20 protein-coding genes and 1 tRNA gene are annotated in these 21,489 nt (G+C 69.7%); 16 read left to right on the forward strand and 5 right to left on the reverse strand.

The features are described from left to right. The first annotated feature begins 6 nt into the window (after nucleotides 1–6). Complete coding sequence (locus A5758_RS18855; protein ID WP_067743020.1) at nucleotides 7–765, forward strand: oxidoreductase; 759 nt, start codon at nucleotides 7–9, stop codon at nucleotides 763–765. Nucleotides 766–1,208: 443 nt separating this feature from the next. Here the strand turns inward: A5758_RS18855 and A5758_RS18860 are convergent, their stop codons facing one another. Continuing rightward, nucleotides 1,209–2,054 carry an HAD-IB family hydrolase gene (locus A5758_RS18860; RefSeq protein ID WP_067743023.1) on the reverse strand — a complete coding sequence of 282 codons (846 nt, stop codon included), beginning with the start codon at nucleotides 2,052–2,054 and terminating at the stop codon, nucleotides 1,209–1,211. A 512-nt stretch (nucleotides 2,055–2,566) separates the two neighbouring features. On the opposite strand from A5758_RS18860, the gene ssd reads away from it, so the two are divergent. From ssd to A5758_RS18910, 10 genes are read left to right on the forward strand one after another with little or no spacing between them, the layout of a single operon-like run. Next, nucleotides 2,567–3,619 (forward strand): septum site-determining protein Ssd, encoded by a 1,053-nt coding sequence (ssd, locus tag A5758_RS18865; protein WP_067743092.1) that lies wholly within the window; start codon nucleotides 2,567–2,569, stop codon nucleotides 3,617–3,619. Continuing rightward, complete coding sequence (locus A5758_RS18870) at nucleotides 3,616–4,788, forward strand: TadA family conjugal transfer-associated ATPase (protein ID WP_067743026.1); 1,173 nt, start codon at nucleotides 3,616–3,618, stop codon at nucleotides 4,786–4,788. The genes ssd and A5758_RS18870 overlap by 4 nt, the downstream gene beginning before the upstream one ends. Continuing rightward, the gene (locus tag A5758_RS18875; RefSeq protein WP_067743029.1) at nucleotides 4,785–5,588 is read left to right on the forward strand and encodes a type II secretion system F family protein; all 804 of its coding nucleotides are present in this window, start codon (nucleotides 4,785–4,787) and stop codon (nucleotides 5,586–5,588) included. Before A5758_RS18870 ends, A5758_RS18875 begins: the two co-directional genes overlap by 4 nt. Further along, entirely contained in the window at nucleotides 5,585–6,181 is a 597-nt protein-coding gene (locus A5758_RS18880; protein ID WP_067743031.1) for a type II secretion system F family protein, read from the forward strand. The genes A5758_RS18875 and A5758_RS18880 overlap by 4 nt, the downstream gene beginning before the upstream one ends. Before the next feature lie 27 nt (nucleotides 6,182–6,208). Continuing rightward, nucleotides 6,209–6,400, forward strand: a complete 192-nt coding sequence (locus A5758_RS18885; protein ID WP_067743095.1) for a DUF4244 domain-containing protein — start codon at nucleotides 6,209–6,211, stop codon at nucleotides 6,398–6,400. 23 nt (nucleotides 6,401–6,423) lie between these two features. Next, on the forward strand, nucleotides 6,424–6,726 hold the full coding sequence (locus A5758_RS18890) for a TadE family type IV pilus minor pilin (RefSeq protein WP_082939300.1): 303 nt from the start codon (nucleotides 6,424–6,426) through the stop codon (nucleotides 6,724–6,726). Between the two features lie 31 nt (nucleotides 6,727–6,757). Continuing rightward, on the forward strand, nucleotides 6,758–7,048 hold the full coding sequence (locus A5758_RS18895; protein WP_369816461.1) for an Rv3654c family TadE-like protein: 291 nt from the start codon (nucleotides 6,758–6,760) through the stop codon (nucleotides 7,046–7,048). Nucleotides 7,049–7,086: 38 nt separating this feature from the next. After that, nucleotides 7,087–7,872 (forward strand): prolipoprotein diacylglyceryl transferase, encoded by a 786-nt coding sequence (locus A5758_RS18900; protein WP_067743035.1) that lies wholly within the window; start codon nucleotides 7,087–7,089, stop codon nucleotides 7,870–7,872. After that, nucleotides 7,869–8,303, forward strand: coding sequence for a hypothetical protein (locus A5758_RS18905; protein WP_067743038.1), 435 nt, complete (start codon nucleotides 7,869–7,871; stop codon nucleotides 8,301–8,303). The genes A5758_RS18900 and A5758_RS18905 overlap by 4 nt, the downstream gene beginning before the upstream one ends. A gap of 5 nt (nucleotides 8,304–8,308) precedes the next feature. Next, nucleotides 8,309–9,850, forward strand: coding sequence for a radical SAM protein (locus A5758_RS18910; RefSeq protein ID WP_067743101.1), 1,542 nt, complete (start codon nucleotides 8,309–8,311; stop codon nucleotides 9,848–9,850). Here the strand turns inward: A5758_RS18910 and A5758_RS18915 are convergent. Further along, complete coding sequence (locus tag A5758_RS18915) at nucleotides 9,847–10,884, reverse strand: PAS domain-containing protein (RefSeq protein ID WP_067205076.1); 1,038 nt, start codon at nucleotides 10,882–10,884, stop codon at nucleotides 9,847–9,849. The genes A5758_RS18910 and A5758_RS18915 overlap by 4 nt on opposite strands. A 239-nt stretch (nucleotides 10,885–11,123) precedes the next feature. Next, nucleotides 11,124–13,454, reverse strand: coding sequence for a DEAD/DEAH box helicase (locus A5758_RS18920; RefSeq protein ID WP_067743041.1), 2,331 nt, complete (start codon nucleotides 13,452–13,454; stop codon nucleotides 11,124–11,126). Between the two features lie 258 nt (nucleotides 13,455–13,712). Here A5758_RS18920 and cspA point away from each other — a divergent pair, with 258 nt between their 5' ends. The 3 genes from cspA (at nucleotide 13,713) to topA (ending at nucleotide 17,639) form a co-directional block, all read left to right on the forward strand. Next, complete coding sequence (gene cspA, locus A5758_RS18925; RefSeq protein ID WP_066955621.1) at nucleotides 13,713–13,916, forward strand: cold shock protein CspA; 204 nt, start codon at nucleotides 13,713–13,715, stop codon at nucleotides 13,914–13,916. A gap of 143 nt (nucleotides 13,917–14,059) precedes the next feature. Beyond that, a complete protein-coding gene (locus A5758_RS18930; protein WP_067205070.1) occupies nucleotides 14,060–14,650 on the forward strand; it encodes a hypothetical protein in 591 nt (196 codons plus the stop codon). 193 nt (nucleotides 14,651–14,843) lie between these two features. After that, nucleotides 14,844–17,639, forward strand: coding sequence for a type I DNA topoisomerase (gene topA, locus A5758_RS18935; RefSeq protein WP_067743044.1), 2,796 nt, complete (start codon nucleotides 14,844–14,846; stop codon nucleotides 17,637–17,639). Between the two features lie 13 nt (nucleotides 17,640–17,652). Here the strand turns inward: topA and A5758_RS18940 are convergent, their stop codons facing one another. Next, complete coding sequence (locus A5758_RS18940; RefSeq protein ID WP_231987357.1) at nucleotides 17,653–19,329, reverse strand: adenylate/guanylate cyclase domain-containing protein; 1,677 nt, start codon at nucleotides 19,327–19,329, stop codon at nucleotides 17,653–17,655. A gap of 106 nt (nucleotides 19,330–19,435) precedes the next feature. On the opposite strand from A5758_RS18940, the gene A5758_RS18945 reads away from it, so the two are divergent. Then, nucleotides 19,436–20,644 carry a DNA polymerase III subunit delta' gene (locus A5758_RS18945; protein ID WP_067743046.1) on the forward strand — a complete coding sequence of 403 codons (1,209 nt, stop codon included), beginning with the start codon at nucleotides 19,436–19,438 and terminating at the stop codon, nucleotides 20,642–20,644. 109 nt (nucleotides 20,645–20,753) lie between these two features. After that, a tRNA-Thr gene (locus tag A5758_RS18950) sits at nucleotides 20,754–20,826 on the forward strand. On the opposite strand, the gene A5758_RS18955 is transcribed toward A5758_RS18950, so the two are convergent. Beyond that, nucleotides 20,817–21,422, reverse strand: coding sequence for a TetR/AcrR family transcriptional regulator (locus A5758_RS18955; protein WP_067743049.1), 606 nt, complete (start codon nucleotides 21,420–21,422; stop codon nucleotides 20,817–20,819). The two genes, A5758_RS18950 and A5758_RS18955, sit on opposite strands and share 10 nt — an antisense overlap. Nucleotides 21,423–21,489 lie beyond the last annotated feature (67 nt).

Below are 21,489 nucleotides of genomic sequence, written 5' to 3' on the forward strand. Positions count from 1 at the left end.
CAACCTGTGACGGCTGATCCACTCGCTCCGTTGATGGAGTTGCCGGGCGTCGCCGAGGCCAGCGACCGGGCCCGCGACGCGCTGGGCCGCGCCCACCGGCACCGAGCCAACCTGCGCGGATGGCCGGTGACCGCAGCCGAAGCGGCCTTGCGGGCGGCCCGCGCCTCGTCGGTGCTGGACGGTGGTCCGGTCCGGCTGGAAGACCTCGCGGACGCCGGGGCCGTCAGTGATCCGGTGTTCGGCGGGGCGCTGCGGGTGGCCCAGGCGCTGGAAGGCGGCGAGGGCCCCCTGGTCGGGATTTGGCGGCGGGCGCCGCTGCAGGCGCTGGCCCGCTTGCACATGCTGGCGGCGGCCGACCAGGTGGACGAGGACCGGCTGGGCAGGCCCCGCGCCGATGCCGGCGTCGGGCCGCGACTGGAGTTGCTGGCGGATTTGGTGAGCGGCGGCACCCAGGCGCCTGCGCCGGTGGTCGCCGCGGTCGCGCACGGCGAACTGCTGACGCTCAAGCCGTTCGGCAGCGCCGACGGCGTGGTCGCCCGCGCGGTGTCGCGGTTGGTGACCATTGCCAGCGGGTTGGATCCACACGGGTTGGGTGTGCCCGAGGTGAGTTGGATGCGCCAGCCGGCCGACTATCGTGACGCCGCACAAGGCTTCGCCGACGGCACGCCGGCCGGGGTGGGAGCCTGGCTGGTGCTCTGTTGCCGGGCGATGCGGGCCGGCGCGCAGGAGGCTTTGACGATCGCCGAGTCGCTGTCGAATCGATAGCTGAATCGGTAGCCGGCGGCCGCAGAAACGCCACCGGACAATACGAAGCGGGCGACGTCCCGAAGTATTCGGTCCGCCGCCCGCTAACACGGAACTCGGTTACCATGCGTGCATTTCGGGGCTGCGTGGGTTGGCCTCGGCGATCTTGCGATGCTGCCGGTGGCAACCCCACCCAAAGGGCCGTCGACACCGTCCACATTTCGCAATTACGCAGGCCCGCAACACTTCTGCCATTATCGCGGCTATGACTCCGCGTGGGTGCCGAGCACCGTGCTGGGCGCCCGGGTCGGGAGATCGAACCTTCTCTTCCGGATCGACCTAGGCCTCACCGGGCTTCCGTGGTTCCTTTGTACTACTAGACCCTTAACGCAGCAAGGCCCAATTTTGCAAAAATTGCGAAGCCAGACCCGAAATGTGTTTGCTGAGGGTTGCCTTGGTGGGGGTTAGAACGCGAAGCGGCGCAACAGCGAATAGGTGACCGCGCCAGCTGCCAGCGCACTGACGCCCACCGCCGCGGTCGTCGCGATCGCCGCACCCGACGGCGCCGGGATGCGGTCGCGCAGCGACACCGGTCGCGAAAATGACAGCACGGGCCAACCGCGTTCGACGGCTTCCCGGCGCAATCCGCGGTCGGGATTCACCACGCTGGGGTGGCCGACGGATTCGAGCATCGGCAGGTCGGTGATCGAGTCGGAGTACGCGTAGCAATGCTCCAGCGGGTAGCCCTCGCGGGCGGCCAGCTCGCGGATCGCTTGCACCTTGCCCTCGCCGTAGCAGTAGAACGCTATCTCGCCGGTGTACCGGCCGTCCTCGACGACCATGCGGGTCGCCATCGCGTGCGTGGCGCCCAGGGCCCGGGCGATCGGAGCCACGATTTCCTCGCCGGAGGCGGAGACCACCACCACGTCGCGGCCGCAGAGTTTGTGGGCGGCGATCAGGTCCGCGGCTTCGGCGAACACCAGCGGCGTCACGATGTCGTGCAGCGTTTCGTTGACGATCGACTTGACCTGATCGACGTCCCACCCGGTGACCATGTTGGTCATGTGGAGGCGCATCCGGTCCATCTGGTCATGATCGGCACCGGAGAGCAGATAGATGAACTGGGCGTAGCTCGACTTGAGCACGGCGCGGCGGTTCAGCAGTCCCTGGTTGAAGAACGGTTTGCTGAACGCCAGCGTGCTGGACTTGGCGATGATCGTCTTGTCCAGGTCGAAGAAGGCCGCGGTGCGGGCCCGGGAAGCGGGCGTTGCCGCCGTGTGCTGCTCCGCGGCCGGGTCGAAGACGGTCACCGACCCAGCATAGGTCGGTCGCGCGGCGGCGCCGGGATTCTGGGCCCGAAAAGGCCGCTCAGCAAAGTGGGACCGCTGGTAACGCCAGTGTTTTTGCGGCTCAACGTGTTCTTTCATAGAAACAGCTATTGCATTACCGCGGCTTGTCATGTGTATAGTAAGCATTACTCGGCCTGAGCCGAGGGTGTATCAGCCCGACCCCCCGGGGCTGATGCACGACGACCCTCGCCTCCTCCCCCCCTGGCGGGGGTCGTCCCTTTTCTGGGGTCTTTCTCGGGTCTTTTCAGGCTCGGTTCCGCGTATACGGAGCGCGCGGCGCGACCGTCCAATTGGTTGCGGACATTCCCTCTCCTTTGTGCCGACCGAGCGCCGGTCGACGTCTTTGTGCACACTCGCGTCTCTATCCCCAGATCCGCATTTGGGACTGGTGTCCAACATCGCGAGCCCGCCAGAGTGGGCGCGTGACTAGCACCTCTCCGGCCGAAGTGACGGCTTCCGCGGGCCTCTTGGCGGTGTTGGCGGACCCGGGACTGCGCCGGGATTTAGATCGCGTTGCCGCGGCCGTCGGCGTCCGGGTGGTCCACGCCGCCGGCGCCCTGAGTCGCAAGACGTGGTCGGCGGCCGCGGCCGTGGTGCTGGACGAGGCGGCGGCCGACAGGTGCGCGCGGGCGGCGCTCCCGCGCCGCCCGCATGTGATAGTGCTCACAGCGACCGACCCGGCGACCGCGACATGGGCGGCGGCCGTTGCGGTGGGCGCCGGGCTTGTGTTGCGGCTGCCCGAGCAGGAGCGCGAATTGGTGGGCGCGCTCGCCGAGGCCGCCGAGTCGTCGCGCGACGACGGGTCGCGCGGCGAAGTCGTCGCCGTCATCGGAGGGTGTGGCGGGGCCGGCGCTTCGTCGCTGGCGGTCGCCCTGGCGCAGGCCACCACCGACGCGCTGTTGGTGGACCTCGACCCGTGGGGCGGCGGCATCGATCTACTGCTGGGCGCCGAGAGCGTGCCGGGCCTGCGCTGGCCGGATCTGGCGCTGCAGGGCGGCCGGCTCAACTGGTCGTCGGTGCGTGCGGCGCTGCCGCGGCACCGGGGAGTCAGCGTCCTGTCCGGCACCCGGCGCGGATACGAGCTGGCGGCGGGGCCCGTGCAAGCCATCGTCGATGCCGGTCGCCGCGGCCCGGTCACGGTGGTCTGCGACCTTCCGCGTCGCCTCACCGATGCGGTGCAAGCGGCGCTTGATGCCGCCGACCTCGTCGTCGTGGTCAGCCGATGCGATGTGTGCTCGTGCGCAGCGACGGGCGCACTGGCTCCGGTGCTGGGCACCGTCAACCCCAACGTGGGATTGGTGGTGCGTGGTCCGTCGCCGGGAGGGTTGCGTGCGGGCGAGATCGCCGACATCACCGGGCTGCCGTTGCTGGCGTCCATGAGGGCGGAGCCGCGCTTCGCCGAGCAGCTGGAGCGCGGCGGCCTACGGGTCGGACGGCGATCCGCGCTCGCCGCCGCGGCCCGCGAGGTGCTCGCCGTGTTACCGCGGGCCTCGTCGGGGCCGGCACGAAACGGCAGGGCCGCGTGAACGGTTCGCTGATTGACCGGGTGCGTGAGCGGCTGGCCGCCGAAGCCGCGCCGCTGGGCGCTCCCTTGGGGCCGAACACCGTGGCCGCCGCGATCCGGGCCGAGTCCGGCGGGATGCTGGGCGACACCGAGGTGCTGGCCAATCTGCGGGTGTTGCAGACCGAGCTGACCGGCGCCGGCATCCTCGAACCGTTGTTGTGCGCGGACGGCACCACCGATGTCTTGGTCACCGCGCCCGATGCGGTGTGGGTCGACGACGGGAATGGCTTGCGCCGCGAGCAAGTTCGGTTCGCCGACGAGGCCGCGGTGCGGCGCCTGGCACAGCGGCTGGCGCTGGCCGCCGGCAGGCGGCTGGACGACGCGCAGCCGTGGGTGGACGGCCAGCTCACCGGCATCGGCGCCGGGTTCGCGGTGCGCTTACACGCGGTGCTGCCGCCCGTGGCGGCCGCGGGCACGTGCTTGTCGCTGCGGGTGTTGCGGCCGGCCAGCCAGGACCTGGCCGCCCTGACTGCGGCGGGCTCCTTGACCCCCGAGGCGGCCGCCCTGGTCGCGGACATCATCGCCGCCCGGCTGGCCTTTCTGGTGTGCGGCGGCACGGGAGCCGGCAAGACGACCTTGCTCGCGGCGATGCTCGGTGCCGTCGCGCCCACCGAACGGATCGTGTGCGTCGAGGATGCCGCCGAGCTGGCGCCCCGGCATCCGCACCTGGTGAAGCTGGTCGCGCGGTGCGCCAACGTCGAGGGCGTCGGCGAGGTTCCGGTGCGCCAACTCGTGCGCCAAGCCCTGCGGATGCGACCCGACCGCATAGTGGTCGGCGAGGTGCGGGGCGCCGAGGTGGTTGATCTGCTGGCGGCGCTGAACACGGGCCACGACGGGGGAGCGGGCACGGTCCACGCGAACAATCCGGCCGAAGTTCCGGCCCGGCTGGAGGCGCTGGGCGCGCTGGGCGGTCTCGATCGCGCCGCGCTGCACAGTCAACTCGCCGCGGCCGTGCAGGTGCTGTTGCATGTCACCAGGGATCGCACCGGGCGGCGTCGGCTCGGTGAAGTCGCCGTGCTGAGACAGATTGCGGGACGGGTGCGGGCGGTCACGGTGTGGCATGCCGACGGGGGCATGACCGACGATGCCGACCTCCTGCATCGCCTGCTGCAAAGCCGGATGCCGGCATGAACGGCCCGATAGCGGGCGCGCTGCTGTTGGCGCTCGCGCTCATCGTCCTTCCGCCGTCGCCGCGGCGCCGTCTCGCGCCGGCGGCGTCGGGCCGCCGGTTCCACCCGCGCACCGGGCCGGGAGGGGCCGGCTGGCTTGCCGCGACGGTCTTGGGCGCCGCCGCCGTGCTGCTGCCGTTGACGACGCTGCTGGCGGTCGCGGTCGTTGGGGCGACCTCGGGCCTGCGCTATCACCGCCGCCACCGCATCCGGTCCGCCCAGCGCGAGGGGCAGGCGCTGGAAGGCGCACTCGACGTGCTCGTCGGCGAATTGCGGGTCGGGTCGCATCCGGTGCGCGCGTTCGGCGTGGCCGCCGGTGAAACCGCCGGCGCCGTCTCGGATTCGTTGCTGGCGGTGGCCGCCCGCGCCAGGTTGGGGGCCGACGTCGCGGCCGGCCTGCGCGCGGCGGCGAAGTCGTCTGCGCTGCCCGCGCACTGGGATCGCCTCGCGCTGTGTTGGCAACTGGCCAGCGACCACGGCCTGGCGATAGCCACCCTGATGCGTGCCGCGCAGCACGATATCGCCGAGCGGCAACGGTTCTCGGCGCGGGTGACATCGAGCATGGCCGGTGCGCGCGCGACCGCGGTGATCCTGGCGGGCCTGCCGGTGCTCGGCGTGCTGCTGGGCCAACTGATCGGGGCGCGACCGCTGGCCTTCCTGCTGGGCGGGCACGCGGGCGGATGGCTCTTGGTCGTCGGTTCAACCCTGGCGTGCGGCGGCCTACTGTGGGCCGACCAGATCACCGATCGGCTCGAGTCATGACGACGGCGGCGGTATTGCTTGCGGTGGCCGCGTGGATCGGTCCCGGTCCGTCGCTGGTGCGGGCGCGGGCGCGGATGCCGGTCCGCGAGCATCGAGCGCGCCCGGGGAGCGGACCGGCGCAGGGGCCCGACCCGCTGGCGGTGGCGTCCTGCCTCGACGTGCTGGCCGTGTGCCTGGGAGCGGGCATGGCGGTGGCCACCGCCGCGGCGGCCGCCGCGGCGTCCGCAACGCCGACGTTGGCCCGCGTGCTGCGGCGCGCGGCCGATCTGTTGGCGCTGGGGGCCGATCCCGTTGTCGCCTGGACGATTACACCGGATGACCGGGCCAACTCCGCCGATGCCCAGGCCGAAGCGTTGCTGCGGCTGGCTCGGCGGTCGGCGGCCTCGGGTGCGGCGCTGGCCGAGGGCGTCGCCGACCTGGCCGACCAGGCCCGTCACGACGCCGCGCACGCGGCCACCGCAACCGCAGAGCGCGCTGGGGTGCTGATCGCCGGACCGCTCGGATTGTGTTTCCTGCCGGCGTTCGTGTGCCTGGGGATCGTTCCCGTCGTGGCCGGGCTCGCCGGCAACGTCTTGCAGTCGGGATTGTGGTGAGAAGAAAGGAAAGCATTGCTGTACAACATGTTTCGAAGATTCGTGTCCCGCGTGACGGTCCTGGTGTCCGACGAGTCGGGCATGTCCACGGTCGAATACGCCATCGGCACGATCGCCGCCGCCGCCTTCGGTGCGATCCTGTACACAGTCGTGACCGGCGACTCCGTCGTGTCGGCGCTGACCAACATCATCGGTCGCGCGCTCAACACCAAGGTCTAGCCGGCAGTGCGGGCGCCAGCACCGTGGAGGCGGCGCTGGGCGTGGCCACGCTCGTCGTCGTGCTGGTGCTGTGTCTGGCCGGCGTCACCGCGGTGTCGATGCAGATTCGCTGCGTGGACGCCGCCCGCGAGGCGGCCCGGCTCGCGGCCCGCGGTGACGAACGCTCGGCGCTCGGCGCGGCTCGCCGCATCGCCCCCGGCGGGGCGCGGGTCGAGGTGCACCGTGACGGTGAGTTCCTGGTGGCCACCGTCGTCGCGCGCTCGAAGTTGTTGCCGGCGCTCGACATTGCGGCCAAAGCGGTCTCGATGGCGGAGCCGTCGGGATGATCGGGGCTCGGCCACCCTGGTCGCGGCGTGGATGGTCGCGGTGCTGTTGTGCGTCACGGGGGGCGGGGCGTACCTCGGTTCGGTGGTGGTGGCGCGGCATCGCGCACAGGCGGCGGCCGATCTGGCCGCGTTGGCCGCGGCGGCCCGGCTGCCGGCGGGGGCCGAAGCGGCCTGCGCCCGCGCGACGGCGGTGGCCCGCCAGATGCACACCGGCGACGCCAGTTGTGCGGTGGACGAACTCGACGTCGTCGTCACGGTTCGGGTGGCGGTCCTCGGCGGCGCGGCGATCGCCGCCGCGCGGGCGGGGCCCGTTAGCGGCTGACGCCGGCCCGCGCACGCCGGGCGTAATAGTCTGTCGACGTGGTGCCGCAGTGGCGGATCGGCCCGTTGGTGTTGCCGGTGCATGGTGTCTTCGTGGCGCTGGGCGTCCTGGCCGCCGCCGTCGTGTTCATCGTCGAGGCCCGCCGGCGTGGAGCGGTCAACGAACAATCGTTGGTGGCGGTGACCGGCGCCCTGGTCGGCGGCGCGGTGGGCATGCGCCTCTCCGGTTGGGCCGAGCACCTCGACGTCCGCCTCAACCCGTCGTTGCTGCAGGCGTGGGAATTCGGGTCGCGCAGCATTCTGGGCGGACTCTGCGGCGCCTACCTCGGGGTCCTGATCGCCAAGCGGATCGGCGGCTACACCGGCAAGACGGGTGACTTGTTCGCCCCGGCGGTCGCGCTGGGCATGGCGATCGGCCGGATCGGCTGCCACCTCACCGAAGCGCCGGGACGCCCGACCAGCCTGCCGTGGGGCATCCACGCCCCGGCCGGCACACCAAAATGTCCCGGTTGCCTCGCGGGCGTGGCAATGCACCCGTCGTTCCTCTACGAAATCGCCTTCCAGCTGGCCGCGTTCGCGGTCCTGCTGTGGTTGCGCAACCGGATAAGTCATCCGGGTGAGCTGTTCGTCCTCTACGTGGCGGGGTATGCGGTGTTCCGGTTCCTGGTCGAGTTTGTCCGGGCCAACGAGACCGTGTGGCTGGGCCTGACCCGGCCGCAGTGGTTTCTCCTGCCCTCCCTCCTGCTCATCGCCGTCCGGCTGCGCCTGGGGTATCGGCGAGGCCACTACGACACCCTGTTGCGACGGGAGGCGGTTCCCGCATGACGAACCCACCGCCGGGTCCGCCTCCGCCGGACGGCTGGCGCCCCCTGGACTGGCCCCCACCGGGTTATCCCTATGACATGAACCGGCCCTACCCCGGCTGGCAACCGCCGCCGAGCAAGCCGAGCGGCGGGGAAATCTTCGGCGCGGCCATCGCCGGGATGGCGCTGTATGCCGGAATCAACACCGTCGTCGGTCCGCTGGTGCTGTTCGGGCTCGCCAATGCCGTCGCCCCGAAGATCGCCTTCGCGGCCGGAGCCGTCATGCTCGGGCTGATCGCCTTCGCCGGCGGGGGAGCGCTGTTGTTCGTGAAGAAGAGTGCCTGGGCGAGGGGAATCGGCATGGGATTGATGATCGGCTGGGCACTCACCTCCATCTTCACCGTCGGCATCTGTACCGGATTGAACCCGATGCTGTATCACCTCACCCGATGAGCGGCATGGGACTGCGGGGCGACCGAATCCACCGCTACGTCAACGCGTTTTGCCCGCAGTGTCACGCCGAGGAACCCGATCGTCCGCTGGGCGACGTGGCACGGCTCAGCGGGTGGCTGGCCGTGCGCGGCGACGGGCAGGTCTGGCTCGAACGGGGCTGCCCGAGACACGGGCACGTTCGAACGCTGTACGACGAAGACCCCGAAATCCTTGCCTACCTCGAGGAGTGGACCGCGCCCACCAAGACGCACGTCCCCGATGAGCCGGGCAACTTCGACCCGATCCCGTCGGCCTATCTACGCGGCCTGCCGCAGATGCAGACTCAGCACACCTGCATCCTGCTGGAAGACATCGCCGCGACCTGCAACCTGCGCTGCCCAACGTGTTTCGCCGATTCCTCCCCGGACCTCCGCACTGTCGTAGCGGTCGGTGACGTGCTGGCCAACGTCGACCAGCGGCTCGCACGGGAGAACGGCCGCCTGGATGTGGTGATGCTCAGCGGTGGCGAGCCCAGCCTGCACCCGCAGCTGCCCCAGTTGCTCGCCGAGCTCAGCTCGCGACCGATAACACGAATCCTACTGAACACCAACGGTATCCGGATCGCTCACGATGACGAGCTGCTCGACCTGCTCACCGAGCACCGCGAACGCGCCGAGGTGTACCTGCAGTACGACGGGCTCTCGCCGGGCGCGCACCGCTATCACCGTGGCGGCGACCTGTCGCGCCTCAAGGAGTCGGCGCTGCGGCGACTTTCGGAACGCGAGGTTTTCACCACGCTCGTGATGACGGCGTCACTCGGTGTCAACGACACAGAGATCGGCGACATCGTCAAGCTGGCGCTGGACACGCCCTACGTCGGCGGGGTTTGCATCCAGCCGCAATTCGGTTCCGGGCGTTCGGGTCTCATTGACCCGGCCAGGCGCCTCACCCACACGGGTGTGCTGAAGCGGTTGGGACCGCAGACAAGCGGCCTGATCACCTGGCGGGATCTGACCGCGCTGCCATGCTCGCACCCCCATTGCTGCTCGGTCGGGTACATGCTTCGTGAGGACAACGGGAACTGGCGCTCGCTGGTCGCACTGATGGGCCACGACAACCTCAAGGACAAGCTGGGGTTGATCGCCAACCGGATCGCCGACTCCGACATTCCCAGGGAATTGCGGCTGGCCGTGCGGGAATCCTTGATGGGGTTGCTGTCGGAGCAGTCTTCGTTGTCGCATCCTGCGATGTCGGACGTGTGGCGCATGATCTGCGAGAACTGCGACCTGGGCATGGCGACGTTGCTCACCGTGGCGTCGGCCGCCCTGCCGGGGCGGCGACGCCAACTGAGGCGGATGCTGGGTGAGCGTGTCGTGCGGGTCACGGTCAAACCGTTCATGGACATGTCGACGATGATCGAAGAGCGGCTGGTGCAGTGCTGCGTGCACGTCGGCACGCGGTCGTCGCAGGATCAGTGCGCGCCGTTCTGCGCGGTGCAGGCGTGGCCGCAACTCGGCGGCCAGCGGCTGTCGGTCGCCGCCGACCGCTTGCTGCCCGTCGTGGGTTAGGCCGTCGGGTCGGGGCCGCCCGGCAATTCGGCGGCGGCGAGTTCCTCCTCAGAGGGCAACCGCAGCGAGACCAGCCCGGCGTAGGTATCCGGTTCGAGTTCCACCCTGTTGACCGTGACGTGCACCGGCACCCAATCGTTGTCATGGCCGGGCATTCGCAGCACCCGACTGGTCGCACCGTGGCCGAATTCCTCGGTCATCGAGGACACCAGGTGCTGATCGTCGGGGTGAACCTTCGGCTCGCCGGTCTCACTGCCGCGCCAGTCGTAGAAGGTGCAGGGCTCGTCCAGCCATTTCAGCAGGGCCCAGTTCTTGAGGTCGATCAGCGCGCGGTGGACGCCGGCCTGAGCGAGCCCGCTCAGGATCCGTTGCGCCAGATCGTCTGTCGACACCTCTGGGCCCTTGAGTTCGGCGCGCCAGTTGATCGCCCGCGCGACCAGATGGTCCCGGCCGTCGGGGCCCGCCTCCAGGCCGGTGCGCGCGACGAAACCGATCCGCATGGGGTTGCCCTGCCAATCGGTGAGATCCCAGGTGCTGCAGAGTGTTTGGTTGGGCTCGGCCTTCACGGCCATGGCCAGCACCTTGGTTTCGTTGGGGTTGAGCTCGCGAGAGGGAAGGTCTTCGGCGAAGGCCCTGCCGAAGGTGACCTCGACTTCGGGATTCTTTCCGCTGTTGGCCAACGACTCCCGGGTGTCGGTGGCGACGCCCATGGTCAGGTCCCACTTCAGCGGCCCGGGGGTCGGCCGCTCGGGTGGTTCGACGTCCGCGGGGCCGGTCCACACATGCACCCCGTGGATATGGCCGTCGGACATCACCACCGGTTCGGTGCGAATGACGCGGTCGCGCTTGGGAGTGATGCTGGTCAAGCTCTGACCGGTCTGTACCGACTCGGCGATCGCCGTCCGAACCGCGGAGAGATAAGGACTGCGGCGCATGAACGTGGTGATCGGGACGAGATTCTTAAGTTGGCGTCCCTGCGCCACCACGGTGGGTTCACCCCCCAGCGTCTCCACGAGCAACCAGTCGTGGCCCATGCGGCCGATTTTACGGCGACGGTCCCGCATTGTTGGGACCTCGGGCCTACCGGCCATGTCGGCGCCGTCCGCGGGCCTCAGGCGCAACCCCACCGGCGAGCCGGTGAATTTGCCAATGTCGTTGTGGCCTTGGTAGTTTGCTGCTGCGCCCGCGAGGTCGGGGCTGCCGCCGCTCACCGATGAGCGTCCGTTAGCCCGTCAGACGGCATCCGTGGGGTCGACCGTCGAGGGGTCGGTCGTCATCCGCCGGATTGCTCAGCGTGCGGCAGCTCCGCGAGGACCAGGTGCAACACCCGCACCGCACCCTCCTTGTCGAGCGGGTCGTTGCCGTTGCCGCATTTCGGGGACTGCACGCAGGACGGACACCCCCGGGGGCACTCGCATGCCTCGATGGCGGCGGCGGTCGCACCCAGCCAGGTACGCGCCTGGCGAAAACCGCGCTCGGCGAACCCGGCGCCGCCCGGATAGCCGTCGTACACGAAGACACTGGGCAGACCGGCCGGGTCCGGTCCCACCGCGGTGGACAAGCCGCCGATATCGCCCCGATCGCAGCTGGCCACCAGCGGCAGCAGGCCGATCGCCGCGTGCTCGGCGGCGTGCAGTGATCCGGGGATCCGCGGCGCGTCAATCCCCTTGCGCAGCAGGGCTTCTTCGGTGATGGTGTACATCACCGCGGTGGTCGCCAGCGTGTGTTCCGGCATGTCCAACTCGATGAAGTCGATCACCTCTCCGGAAAGCCGGCGACGCAGATACCCCACCACTTGGTGGGTGACGGTGACGGGCACCAGACCCAGGGTGACGGGCCCGAACTGTGCGCGTTCGCCGGTACCGGTGACCGTGATGTCGGTGATTTCCCGCGCAAACGTCGCGTAGCCGGGGTCCTCGGCGTGCACGAAGGCGATCGCATCCTCGAGGTTCAACGAGTCGACGACATAACTTTCCCCTTGATGGAGGTAGACGGCGCCCGGGTGGACCGAAGCCGGGGCCTGACCGACACCGGTGCTGCCCAGCAGCCGCCCGGTGTCGGCCTCGACGATGACGATCTGGCCGCCCGAGGATCCCCGAATGTCCACCGCCCCATGCGGTTCTAGTCCTGCCGCGGGAAAGTACTTGCCGTTGCGCCGCCGCAACAATCCGTCGTCGATCAGACCCTCGGCCACCTCGGTTGCCCCGAAGTCGCGCACCTCGGCCTCGTCCAGCGGCATTTCGGTTGCGGCGCAGAGCAGTTGGGGCCCCAGAATGTAGGGGTTGGCGGGGTCGATCACCACCCGCTCGACCGGCTTGCCCAGCAGCGCGGTGGGGTTGTGCACCAGATACGTGTCCAGCGGATCGTCGCGGGCGATCAGCACCACCAGCGCGCCCTGCCCGCGCCGGCCCGACCGGCCGGCCTGCTGCCAGAACGAGGCGACCGTGCCCGGGAACCCGGCGAGGACCACCGCGTCCAGTCCGGCGATGTCGACACCCAACTCCAGGGCATTCGTGGTGGCCAGGCCGCGCAACCGGCCCTCCGCGAGGGCCCGCTCCAGCGCGGTGCGGTCCTCGGCGAGATAGCCGGCCCGATACGACGCCACCTTGCCGGAGAGCCCGGGAGCGATCTCGTCCAACCGCGCCTGGGTGCCCAAGGCGGTCAACTCCGCGGCGCGGCGTGACCGCACGAACGTCAGCGTCTGCGCCCCCTCGGCGATCAGGTCGGCCATCACCCGCGCCGCCTCCGCGCCGGCCGAGCGGCGCACCGGCGCGCCGTTCTCGCCGAGCAGGTCGGCGCGCAGCGCCGGTTCCCACAACGCGACCGTCCTCGCGCCCTGGGGCGAACCGTCCTCGGTGACCTCATCGACCGGAAGCCCGATGAGCTCGGCCGCCGTCGCGCCCGGTGCGTCCGTCGTCGCGCTGGCGAAGATGACAGTGGGAGCGGACGAATACCGCGCACACAGCCGCAGCAACCGCCGCAGCACCATCGCCACGTTGGAGCCGAAAACCCCACGGTAGTAATGGCATTCGTCGACGATCACGAACCGAAGGCCCCGCAACAGCACGGCCCATCTGGCATGGTTGCGCAGAATGGACAAATGGATCATGTCGGGATTGGAGAACAGCCACCGGGATCGCTCCCGCGCGAACCGGCGGACTTCCGGGGGGCTGTCGCCGTCGTAGGCGGTGGGAGCCACGTCATGCAGCCGTGGAACGGCGGCCGTCAGCGCGTGCGCGGCCCGCAATTGGTCGTGGCCCAGCGCCTTCGTCGGGGACAGGTACAGCACCCGAGCCCGCGGATCGGTGGCCAGCGCGTTGAGGACGGGAAGCTGATACGCCAATGACTTGCCCGACGCGGTCCCGGTGCTCACCACCACATGACGGCCGGCGTGCGCCAGCTCCGCGGCCGCCGACTGGTGTGACCAGGGCGAACTCACCCCGCGGTCGGTGAACGCGCGCACCACGTCCGGCTCGGCCCACCCCGGCCAACTATGCGGACGGCCGCTTCGTGGCGGGAGTTCGGCGACGTGCCGCAGCGGGTGCTCGTCGGCGTCGGTACCGGCGAGCGCGGCGGCGAGCAGGTCGCTGCCGAAACTCGCCATTCGCACTCTCCTGGGACCGGCTGAGACTCCGTCCAAGACGCAAGTCTGTCGCCGAAGCGATGAACATGGTTGACTATTCGCGGTCGCAGCTTCTGTGTTCGTGTCAAACTTTCGCAGGATCGACGTTGCGGCCGCGGTTCCTGCGAGGTTAATCGGTCGGGTGAAGTTCCGGCGACTGAGCGAGGTATGGCGGTCGTACCAGGCCCGGGGCATCGGCAGGCGGTGCCCCGCACCCAGAAGAAAAGGAAAGATCGAGAGATGCCACAGGGAACTGTGAAGTGGTTCAACGCGGAGAAGGGCTTCGGGTTCATTGCCCCCGAAGACGGTTCCGCGGATGTTTTTGTCCACTACACGGAGATCCAGGGTTCGGGCTTCCGCACCCTCGAAGAAAACCAGAAGGTCGAGTTCGAAATCGGCCACAGCCCTAAGGGCCCCCAGGCCACCGGAGTCCGCCCCGCTTAAGCGGAGCAGGTCTTCCACGAACCCCCCGTGCAGTCCCGCCCAGCGGGCCCGTCGGGGGGTTTTCGTATTCCGGCCAGTGCCGAACCGTCGCCGCGCCGGTTGCCTCAAGACGCGAATGGCCGACCTGGCCTACTGTCGGTGGCGTGAGCCAGCTTTCCTTCTTCACAGCGGAGTCGGTGCCGCCCGCGGTCGCCGACCTCTCCGGGGTGCTGGCGGCTTCCGGTCAGATCGTCATGGTCGGCGGTCCGGGCACGCAGGGCGCGCGCCTGTCTGTGGTGGTGGATCAGGCCTGGCGTGCCGCCGCGCTGGCCGCGATGATCCGCGAGGCGGGGCTGGAGCCCGAAATCGGCCGCACCGACGAGGACACCCCGTTGGTGCGGACGGCGGTCACCGCGGCGTTGGTGAATTTGGCCGCCGAATGGACGCGCGGCGCGGTCAAAACGGTGCCGCCGCGGTGGCTGCCCGGGCCGCGGGAATTGCGGGCCTGGACGCTGGCGGCCGGTCATCCCGAGGGCGACCATTACCTGTTGGGCCTGGATCCGCACGCGCCCGATACCCATTCCCCGCTGGCGTCGGCTTTGATGCGGGTCGGAATCGCTCCCACATTGATCGGCACCCGCGGTGGCCGGCCGGCGCTGCGGATCAGCGGCCGTCGCCGGCTATCGCGCCTGGTAGAGAACGTGGGCGACGCCCCCGACGGCGTCGACGTGGCATCGGTATGGCCGCGGGTATAACCGCGGAAAAAGATTTGCGTTTCCGGCGGCCGGTTTGCGCAGTCGCGCCTCAGGGTGCGAAATTGTCAGGTGCCCGAGGGCGAAGGAACGCTGGCGTATCTGAATTTCCGCGGAATTTTTGACGCCGGCCTGTCATTCTTCTGCGGGGCGGCCTCGCAGGGGGGCCGGGATCAAGGATGGAGCGTAAGCGTAGTTGGCCGACCCGAATCTCAAGGACCGCGAGAGCGGCCGGGCTGGGAGCCGTAGGCGACTCGTCATCGTCGAGTCGCCGACCAAAGCGCGCAAATTGGCCGGTTACCTGGGCTCCAACTACATCGTCGAATCCTCGCGCGGCCACATCCGCGACCTGCCCCGCGCCGCGGCCGACGTGCCGGCGAAATACAAGTCGGAGCCGTGGGCCCGCCTTGGTGTCAACGTGGATCACGACTTCGAGCCGCTCTACATCATCAGCCCCGAGAAGAAGAGCACCGTCAGCGAGCTGAAGGGCCTGCTGAAGGGCGTCGACGAGCTTTACCTGGCCACGGATGGTGACCGCGAGGGCGAAGCCATCGCCTGGCACCTGCTGGAAACCCTGAAGCCGAACATCCCGGTCAAGCGGATGGTGTTCCACGAGATCACCGAGCCGGCCATTCTGGAGGCCGCCGAAAACCCCCGTGACCTGGACATCGACCTGGTCGACGCGCAGGAAACCCGTCGCATCCTGGACCGGCTGTACGGCTACGAGGTCAGCCCGGTGCTGTGGAAGAAGGTGGCACCCAAGCTGTCGGCGGGGCGGGTCCAGTCGGTGGCCACGCGCATCATCGTGCAGCGGGAACGCGACCGGATGGCGTTCCGCAGCGCCTCCTACTGGGACATCCTGGCCCGTCTGGACGCCAGCGTGTCCGACCCGCAGGCCGCACCGCCGACCTTCACCGCCCGGCTGACCAGCGTCGACGGCCTGCGCGTTGCCACCGGCCGCGACTTCGACTCGTTGGGCCAGCTGCGCAAGGCCGACGAAGTGACCGTGTTGGACGAGGCCCGGGCGACCGAGCTGGCCACCGGGCTGCACGGCACCCAGCTTTCGGTCGCCTCGGTGGAGGAGAAGCCCTACACCCGCCGGCCCTACGCACCGTTCATGACGTCGACGCTGCAGCAGGAGGCCGGCCGCAAGTTGCGGTTCTCCTCGGAGCGCACCATGAGCATCGCCCAGCGGCTCTACGAGAACGGCTACATCACCTATATGCGTACCGACTCGACGACGCTGTCGCAGTCGGCTATCAGCGCCGCGCGCACGCAGGCGCGTCAGCTCTACGGCGAGGAGTACGTCTCACCGTCGCCGCGCCAGTACACCCGCAAGGTGAAGAACGCCCAGGAGGCGCACGAGGCTATCCGGCCTGCCGGTGAGACCTTCGCCACCCCGGACGCGGTGCGCCGCGAGCTCGACGGCGACGAATTCCGGCTCTACGAGCTGATCTGGCAGCGCACCGTGGCCTCGCAGATGGCCGACGCGCGCGGGACGACGCTGAGCCTGCGGATCAACGGTCAATCCGGCGGTCGCGATGTGGTGTTCTCCGCGAGTGGGCGCACCATCACGTTCGCCGGGTTCTTGAAGGCCTACGTGGAGACCGTCGACGAATTGGCCGGCGGCGAGGCCGATGATGCCGAGAGCCGGCTGCCGCAGTTGACGCAGGGCCAGCGGCTGGACGCCATCGAGCTGACGCCCGACGGCCACGCCACCAACCCGCCGGCGCGCTACACCGAGGCGTCGCTGGTGAAGGCGCTCGAGGAGCTGGGCATCGGCCGCCCGTCGACGTACTCGTCGATCATCAAGACCATTCAGGACCGGGGCTACGTGCACAAGAAGGGCAGCGCGCTGGTGCCCTCGTGGGTCGCGTTCGCCGTAATCGGTTTGCTGGAGCGGCATTTCGGCCGGCTGGTCGATTACGGCTTCACCGCCGCGATGGAGGACGAGCTCGACGCGATCGCCTCGGGGCAGGAGCGGCGCACCGACTGGCTCAACCGCTTCTACTTCGGCGGCGACCACGGGGTGGCCGACTCGGTGGCGCGCTCCGGCGGCCTCAAAAAGCTCGTCGGCGTCAACCTCGAAGGCATCGATGCCCGAGAAGTGAACTCCATCAAGCTATTTGACGACGATCAGGGTCGCCCCGTATACGTCCGGGTGGGCAAGAACGGGCCCTACCTGGAACGCATGGTCACCAACGATGAGGGTGAGCTCGGGCCGCAGCGCGCCAACCTCAACGACTCGCTGACGCCGGACGAGCTGACGCTGGAGGTGGCCGAGCAGCTGTTCGCCACGCCGCAGGAGGGACGCGCGTTGGGCATCGACCCGGAGACGGGTCACGAGATCGTCGCCAAGGACGGCCGGTACGGCCCCTACGTGACCGAGATCCTGCCCGCGCCGCCCGAAGAGGACGAGGGTGGCGCCCCCGCCAAGAAGGGCAAAAAGCCGACGGGACCCAAGCCGCGCACCGGCTCGCTGCTGCGCAGCATGGACCTGCAGACCGTCACCCTCGAGGACGCGCTGAAGCTGCTGTCGCTGCCCCGGGTGGTCGGCGTGGACCCGCAGACCGGTGAGGAGATCACCGCGCAGAACGGCCGCTACGGCCCATACCTCAAGCGCGGCACCGACTCTCGTTCACTGGCCACCGAGGACCAGATCTTCGAGATCACGCTCGACGAGGCGCTGAAGATCTACGCCGAGCCCAAACGGCGCGGCAGGCAGGCCGCGGCCGCGCCGCCGTTGCGGGAGCTGGGCGCCGACCCGGCGACCGGCAAGCCGATGGTGATCAAGGACGGCCGATTCGGGCCGTATGTCACCGATGGCGAGACCAACGCGAGCCTGCGCAAGGGCGACGACGTTCTGTCGATCACCGACGAGCGCGCTGCCGAACTGCTGGCCGACCGGCGGGCGCGGGGCCCGGTGAAGCGTCCCGCGAAGAAGGTCGCCCGCAAGAAGGCCCCGGCCAAGAAGGCCGCCAAGCGCAACTAGGTGCGGTCCCGGTCTAGAAGCCGGGGCCGATCGCCTCGCTATGCACATCCTCGCGGACGGGCCGTACGGGTTGGGAGTCGGTGACTCCGGCCAGCGTCACCGGCCGGGCCAGCTGAGTGGGGGCGGTACGGCCCCGCAGCTCGACCACCTCGCCCACATCCCAGCACAAGGCCTCGGCGTCCAGCGCGCCGCTGACGGCGATCGCCGACGCCAGCACGTGGCCGGACTCGAGTTTGGCCAGCTCGGTCAACCGGGCGGCCTCGTTGACCGGGTCGCCGATCACCGTGTACTCGAAGCGGGCCTGCGCGCCGATGTGCCCGGCGATCGCCCTGCCCGCCGAGACGCCGATCCCGAACTCCGCCGAGCCGATCACCGGGAGCAGCTCGTCGTGCAGCTCGCGCGCCGCGGCGAGCGCGCCGCCCGACGCGTCGGGGTGTTCGATCGGCGCACCGAAGATGGCCAGGGCGGCGTCGCCCTGGAACTTGTTGACGAAACCGCCGTGCCGGCCAACGGTTTCGACCACGACGCGGAAGAACTCGTTGAGCAGGTGGACCACCTCGGCGGGCGGGCGGGTCGCGGCCAGCTTGGTGGAGCCGACCAGGTCGACGAACAGCACCGCGACGTGGCGCTCCTGACCGCCCAGCTCGGTGCCGCGTTCCAGGGCGCGACGGGCGACGTCTTCACCGACGTAGCGACCGAACAGGTCGCGCAGCCGCTGCCGCTCGGACAGGTCACGCACCATGTCGTTGAAGCCGGCCTGCAGCAGGCCCAACTCGCTGGCATCGTAGATCTGCATGTGCGCGTTGTAGTTTCCGCGCTGCACCTCGGACAGCGCCCAGCGCAGCTGGCGCAGCGGGTCGGCGATCGACATGGCCACCAGCAGGGTGCTGACGAAGCCGATGCCCAATGCCGCCAGCGCCAGCAACAGGATGGGGGTGAACAGCTTCTCCGGCGTGGCGTGCAGCAGGGACGCCTTGTCCGCCATCACCGCCAGCACAATGGCCAGCACCGGGACGGCGGTGGACAGCATCCACGTCAGGATCTGCCGCAGGATGACGCCCGGCGCCTGCACGTTCTCGGGCACGCCGCTGCGCAGGGCCGCCACGGCCACCGGCCGCAGCACCCGCTCGGACTGCAGGTAGCCGATGATCGCGGTCGCCGCGGCGCCGAGCCCGGTGGCGACGGCGACGACGGGCGCGGCGAACCGGGCCACCGACCAGCTGGCGATGATGAACACCACGCCGCCGATGCACCAGGCCGCCATGCTGATCAGCGTGCGATAGAAGGGCATCCGCAGGGCGCGGCTCCGCGCCAGCTCGGTGGCCGCCGGGTCGGCCTCGGCGAGCAGGTTGTCGCGGCGCTGCCAGCGGAAGACCGGCATCAGCAGCTTCAGGTTGACCATCCAGCCGGCCAGGAACAACACCACCAGCGCGGTCGCGAAGACCGCCAGGTTCAGGACCGGCAGATCCTGCAATTGGATGCGATCCTCGGGGGGCAGCGCGTAGCGCAGGAAGCCCAGCACGAAGAGGGCGCCGATGATGTCGGCCTGCAGCATGCTCAACGAGAACAACGGCCACGGGGTACGCACCACCCACCGGACGAATGCGCTGATCCGCCCGGGCAGTGCTCCCGCTGTTGCCACGATCCCACCGTATCGGTCAGCAGGGACTTGTCGGAAACTTACAACGATCTCGACGCGCCCCCATTCGGGCCGAAAAGAGCCGAAAGGTAACGGGATTGTCCCAATACGGTGGCCGATCGGTATATGTCGGCGGTGGTGGCTACTGTTACCGGTGATGTCCGGGGTGTTTACGCGGCTGGTAGGCCAGGACGTGGTGACGGCCGAACTGCTCGCCGCCGCCAGGGCGGCCCGCGGTGATCTGGTTCACAGCGATGCGGGCGCCGGGACTATGACACATGCATGGCTGATCACGGGCCCCCCCGGGTCGGGGCGCTCGGTCGCGGCGCTGTGCTTCGCCGCCGCGCTGCAGTGCACCTCCGATGGGGAACCGGGGTGCGGGCAATGCCGGGCGTGCACGACGACCATGGCCGGCACCCACTCCGACGTGCGCCGGGTGATCCCCGAAGGGCTGTCCATCGGGGTGGACGAGATGCGCGCTATCGTGCAGATCGCGTCGCGGCGGCCGGCCACCGGGCACCGGCAGATCGTGGTGATCGAGGACGCCGACCGGCTCACCGAGGGCGCCGCCAACGCGCTGCTCAAGGTCGTCGAGGAGCCGCCGCCGTCGACCGTGTTCCTGCTGTGCGCGCCGTCGGTGGATCCCGAGGACATCGCCATCACGTTGCGTTCCCGCTGCCGGCACGTCGCGCTGGTCACCCCGCCGACCGAGGCGATCGCGCGCGTCCTGATCGACAGCGACGGCCTGACTCCGGACACCGCGAACTGGGCGGCGTCGGTCAGCGGAGGCCACGTCGGCCGGGCGCGGCGGCTGGCCACCGATTCCGAGGCCCGGGAACGCCGCGAGCGGGCGCTGGCGCTGGTGCGCGACGCCGCGACGCCGGCGCGGGCCTACGCCGCCGCGGAGGAGCTGGTGGCCGCGGCCGAAGCCGAGGCCTTGGTGCTCACGGCGGACCGCGCCGAGGCCGAGACCGAGGAGTTGCGGACGGCGCTGGGCGCCGGCGGCACGGGTAAGGGCACCGCCGGGGCGATGCGGGGTGCCACCGGCGCGATGAAAGACCTCGAACGGCGGCAGAAGTCGCGTCACACTCGGGCCTCACGCGACGCGCTGGATCGGGCGCTGATCGACTTGGCGAACTATTTCCGGGACGCGCTCATGGTTTCGGCGGGCGCGGGTTCGGTGCGGCCGAATCATCCGGATATGGCCGATCGGGTGGCGGCGCTGGCCGCCCACGCCCCGCCGCAGCGGTTGCTGCGCTGCATCGAGGCGGTGCTGGAGTGCCGTGAGGCGTTGGCGATCAACGTCAAGCCCAAGTTCGCCGTCGACGCCATGGTGGCCACCTTCGGGCAGGAACTGCGCGACTGAACCGCCCGGCGACGATCCAGACGGCGTAGCCGTGTTAGGAGAAGCCGGGCAATACGAACTTGGGTGGGCGCGGCCGCCTGCCGTAGACTCGTGCCGCCCGTCAGGGCACGCCACCTTAGCTCAGTCGGTAGAGCGGCTCACTCGTAATGAGCAGGTCAGGAGTTCGATTCTCCTAGGTGGCTCGTTCCGGTAGCAGCGCCTCGATCATGCGCTCGACGCGCTCGCGCACCGCATCGCGCGGCACCCTGATCGCCGACACGTCATCGAAGTGACAAAGCCCGAGCAGTAGCAGGAACACGACTTTCGTCGTGGCGTTCGGGTTCGGATCGGTCGCCGTGAGCGTTCCGACGAACCGGTCGGCGTAGTCCCGGTGCCACTGCGCGATCAAGGACGCCAACCGCTCGTCGCGCCGGCTGGCGAGGTGCAGCTCGGCGATCAGCCGCCGGTTCTGTGTCATCTCCGGCCGCAGGTAAGCCATCGCGATGGCCTGCAGGGTCCCTGCGCCGCGACCGGCCCGCAGCGCGGCGGCGGTGATCTGGTCGAGGGCGCGCACCGCGGCCGCGTACAGCAACTCCTCGCGGCTGTGAAAGTGGTTGTAGACGGCTGTCGGCGACACGCCCGCCCGCTCCGCGATCCGCGGCAGCGTGCTGCCTTCGAACCCCCTCTCGACGCAGACCGCCGCCGCGGCATCGAGGAGTCGCCGGGCGGTGAGCTGTCCGTCCGAGTTGGGCGGGCGGCCCCGCGGGCGACGCGGCGGCGCCTTCTGCTTGTTCGGCATGCGGCCATTCTTGCCGGAACAAGACAGCATGTCTTGATAAATGAGGGATCATTCATATACTCGAGTA

It is taken from the genome of Mycobacterium sp. 852014-50255_SCH5639931, from assembly GCF_001665605.1.
In the GTDB taxonomy this organism is placed as follows: domain Bacteria; phylum Actinomycetota; class Actinomycetes; order Mycobacteriales; family Mycobacteriaceae; genus Mycobacterium; species Mycobacterium paraffinicum.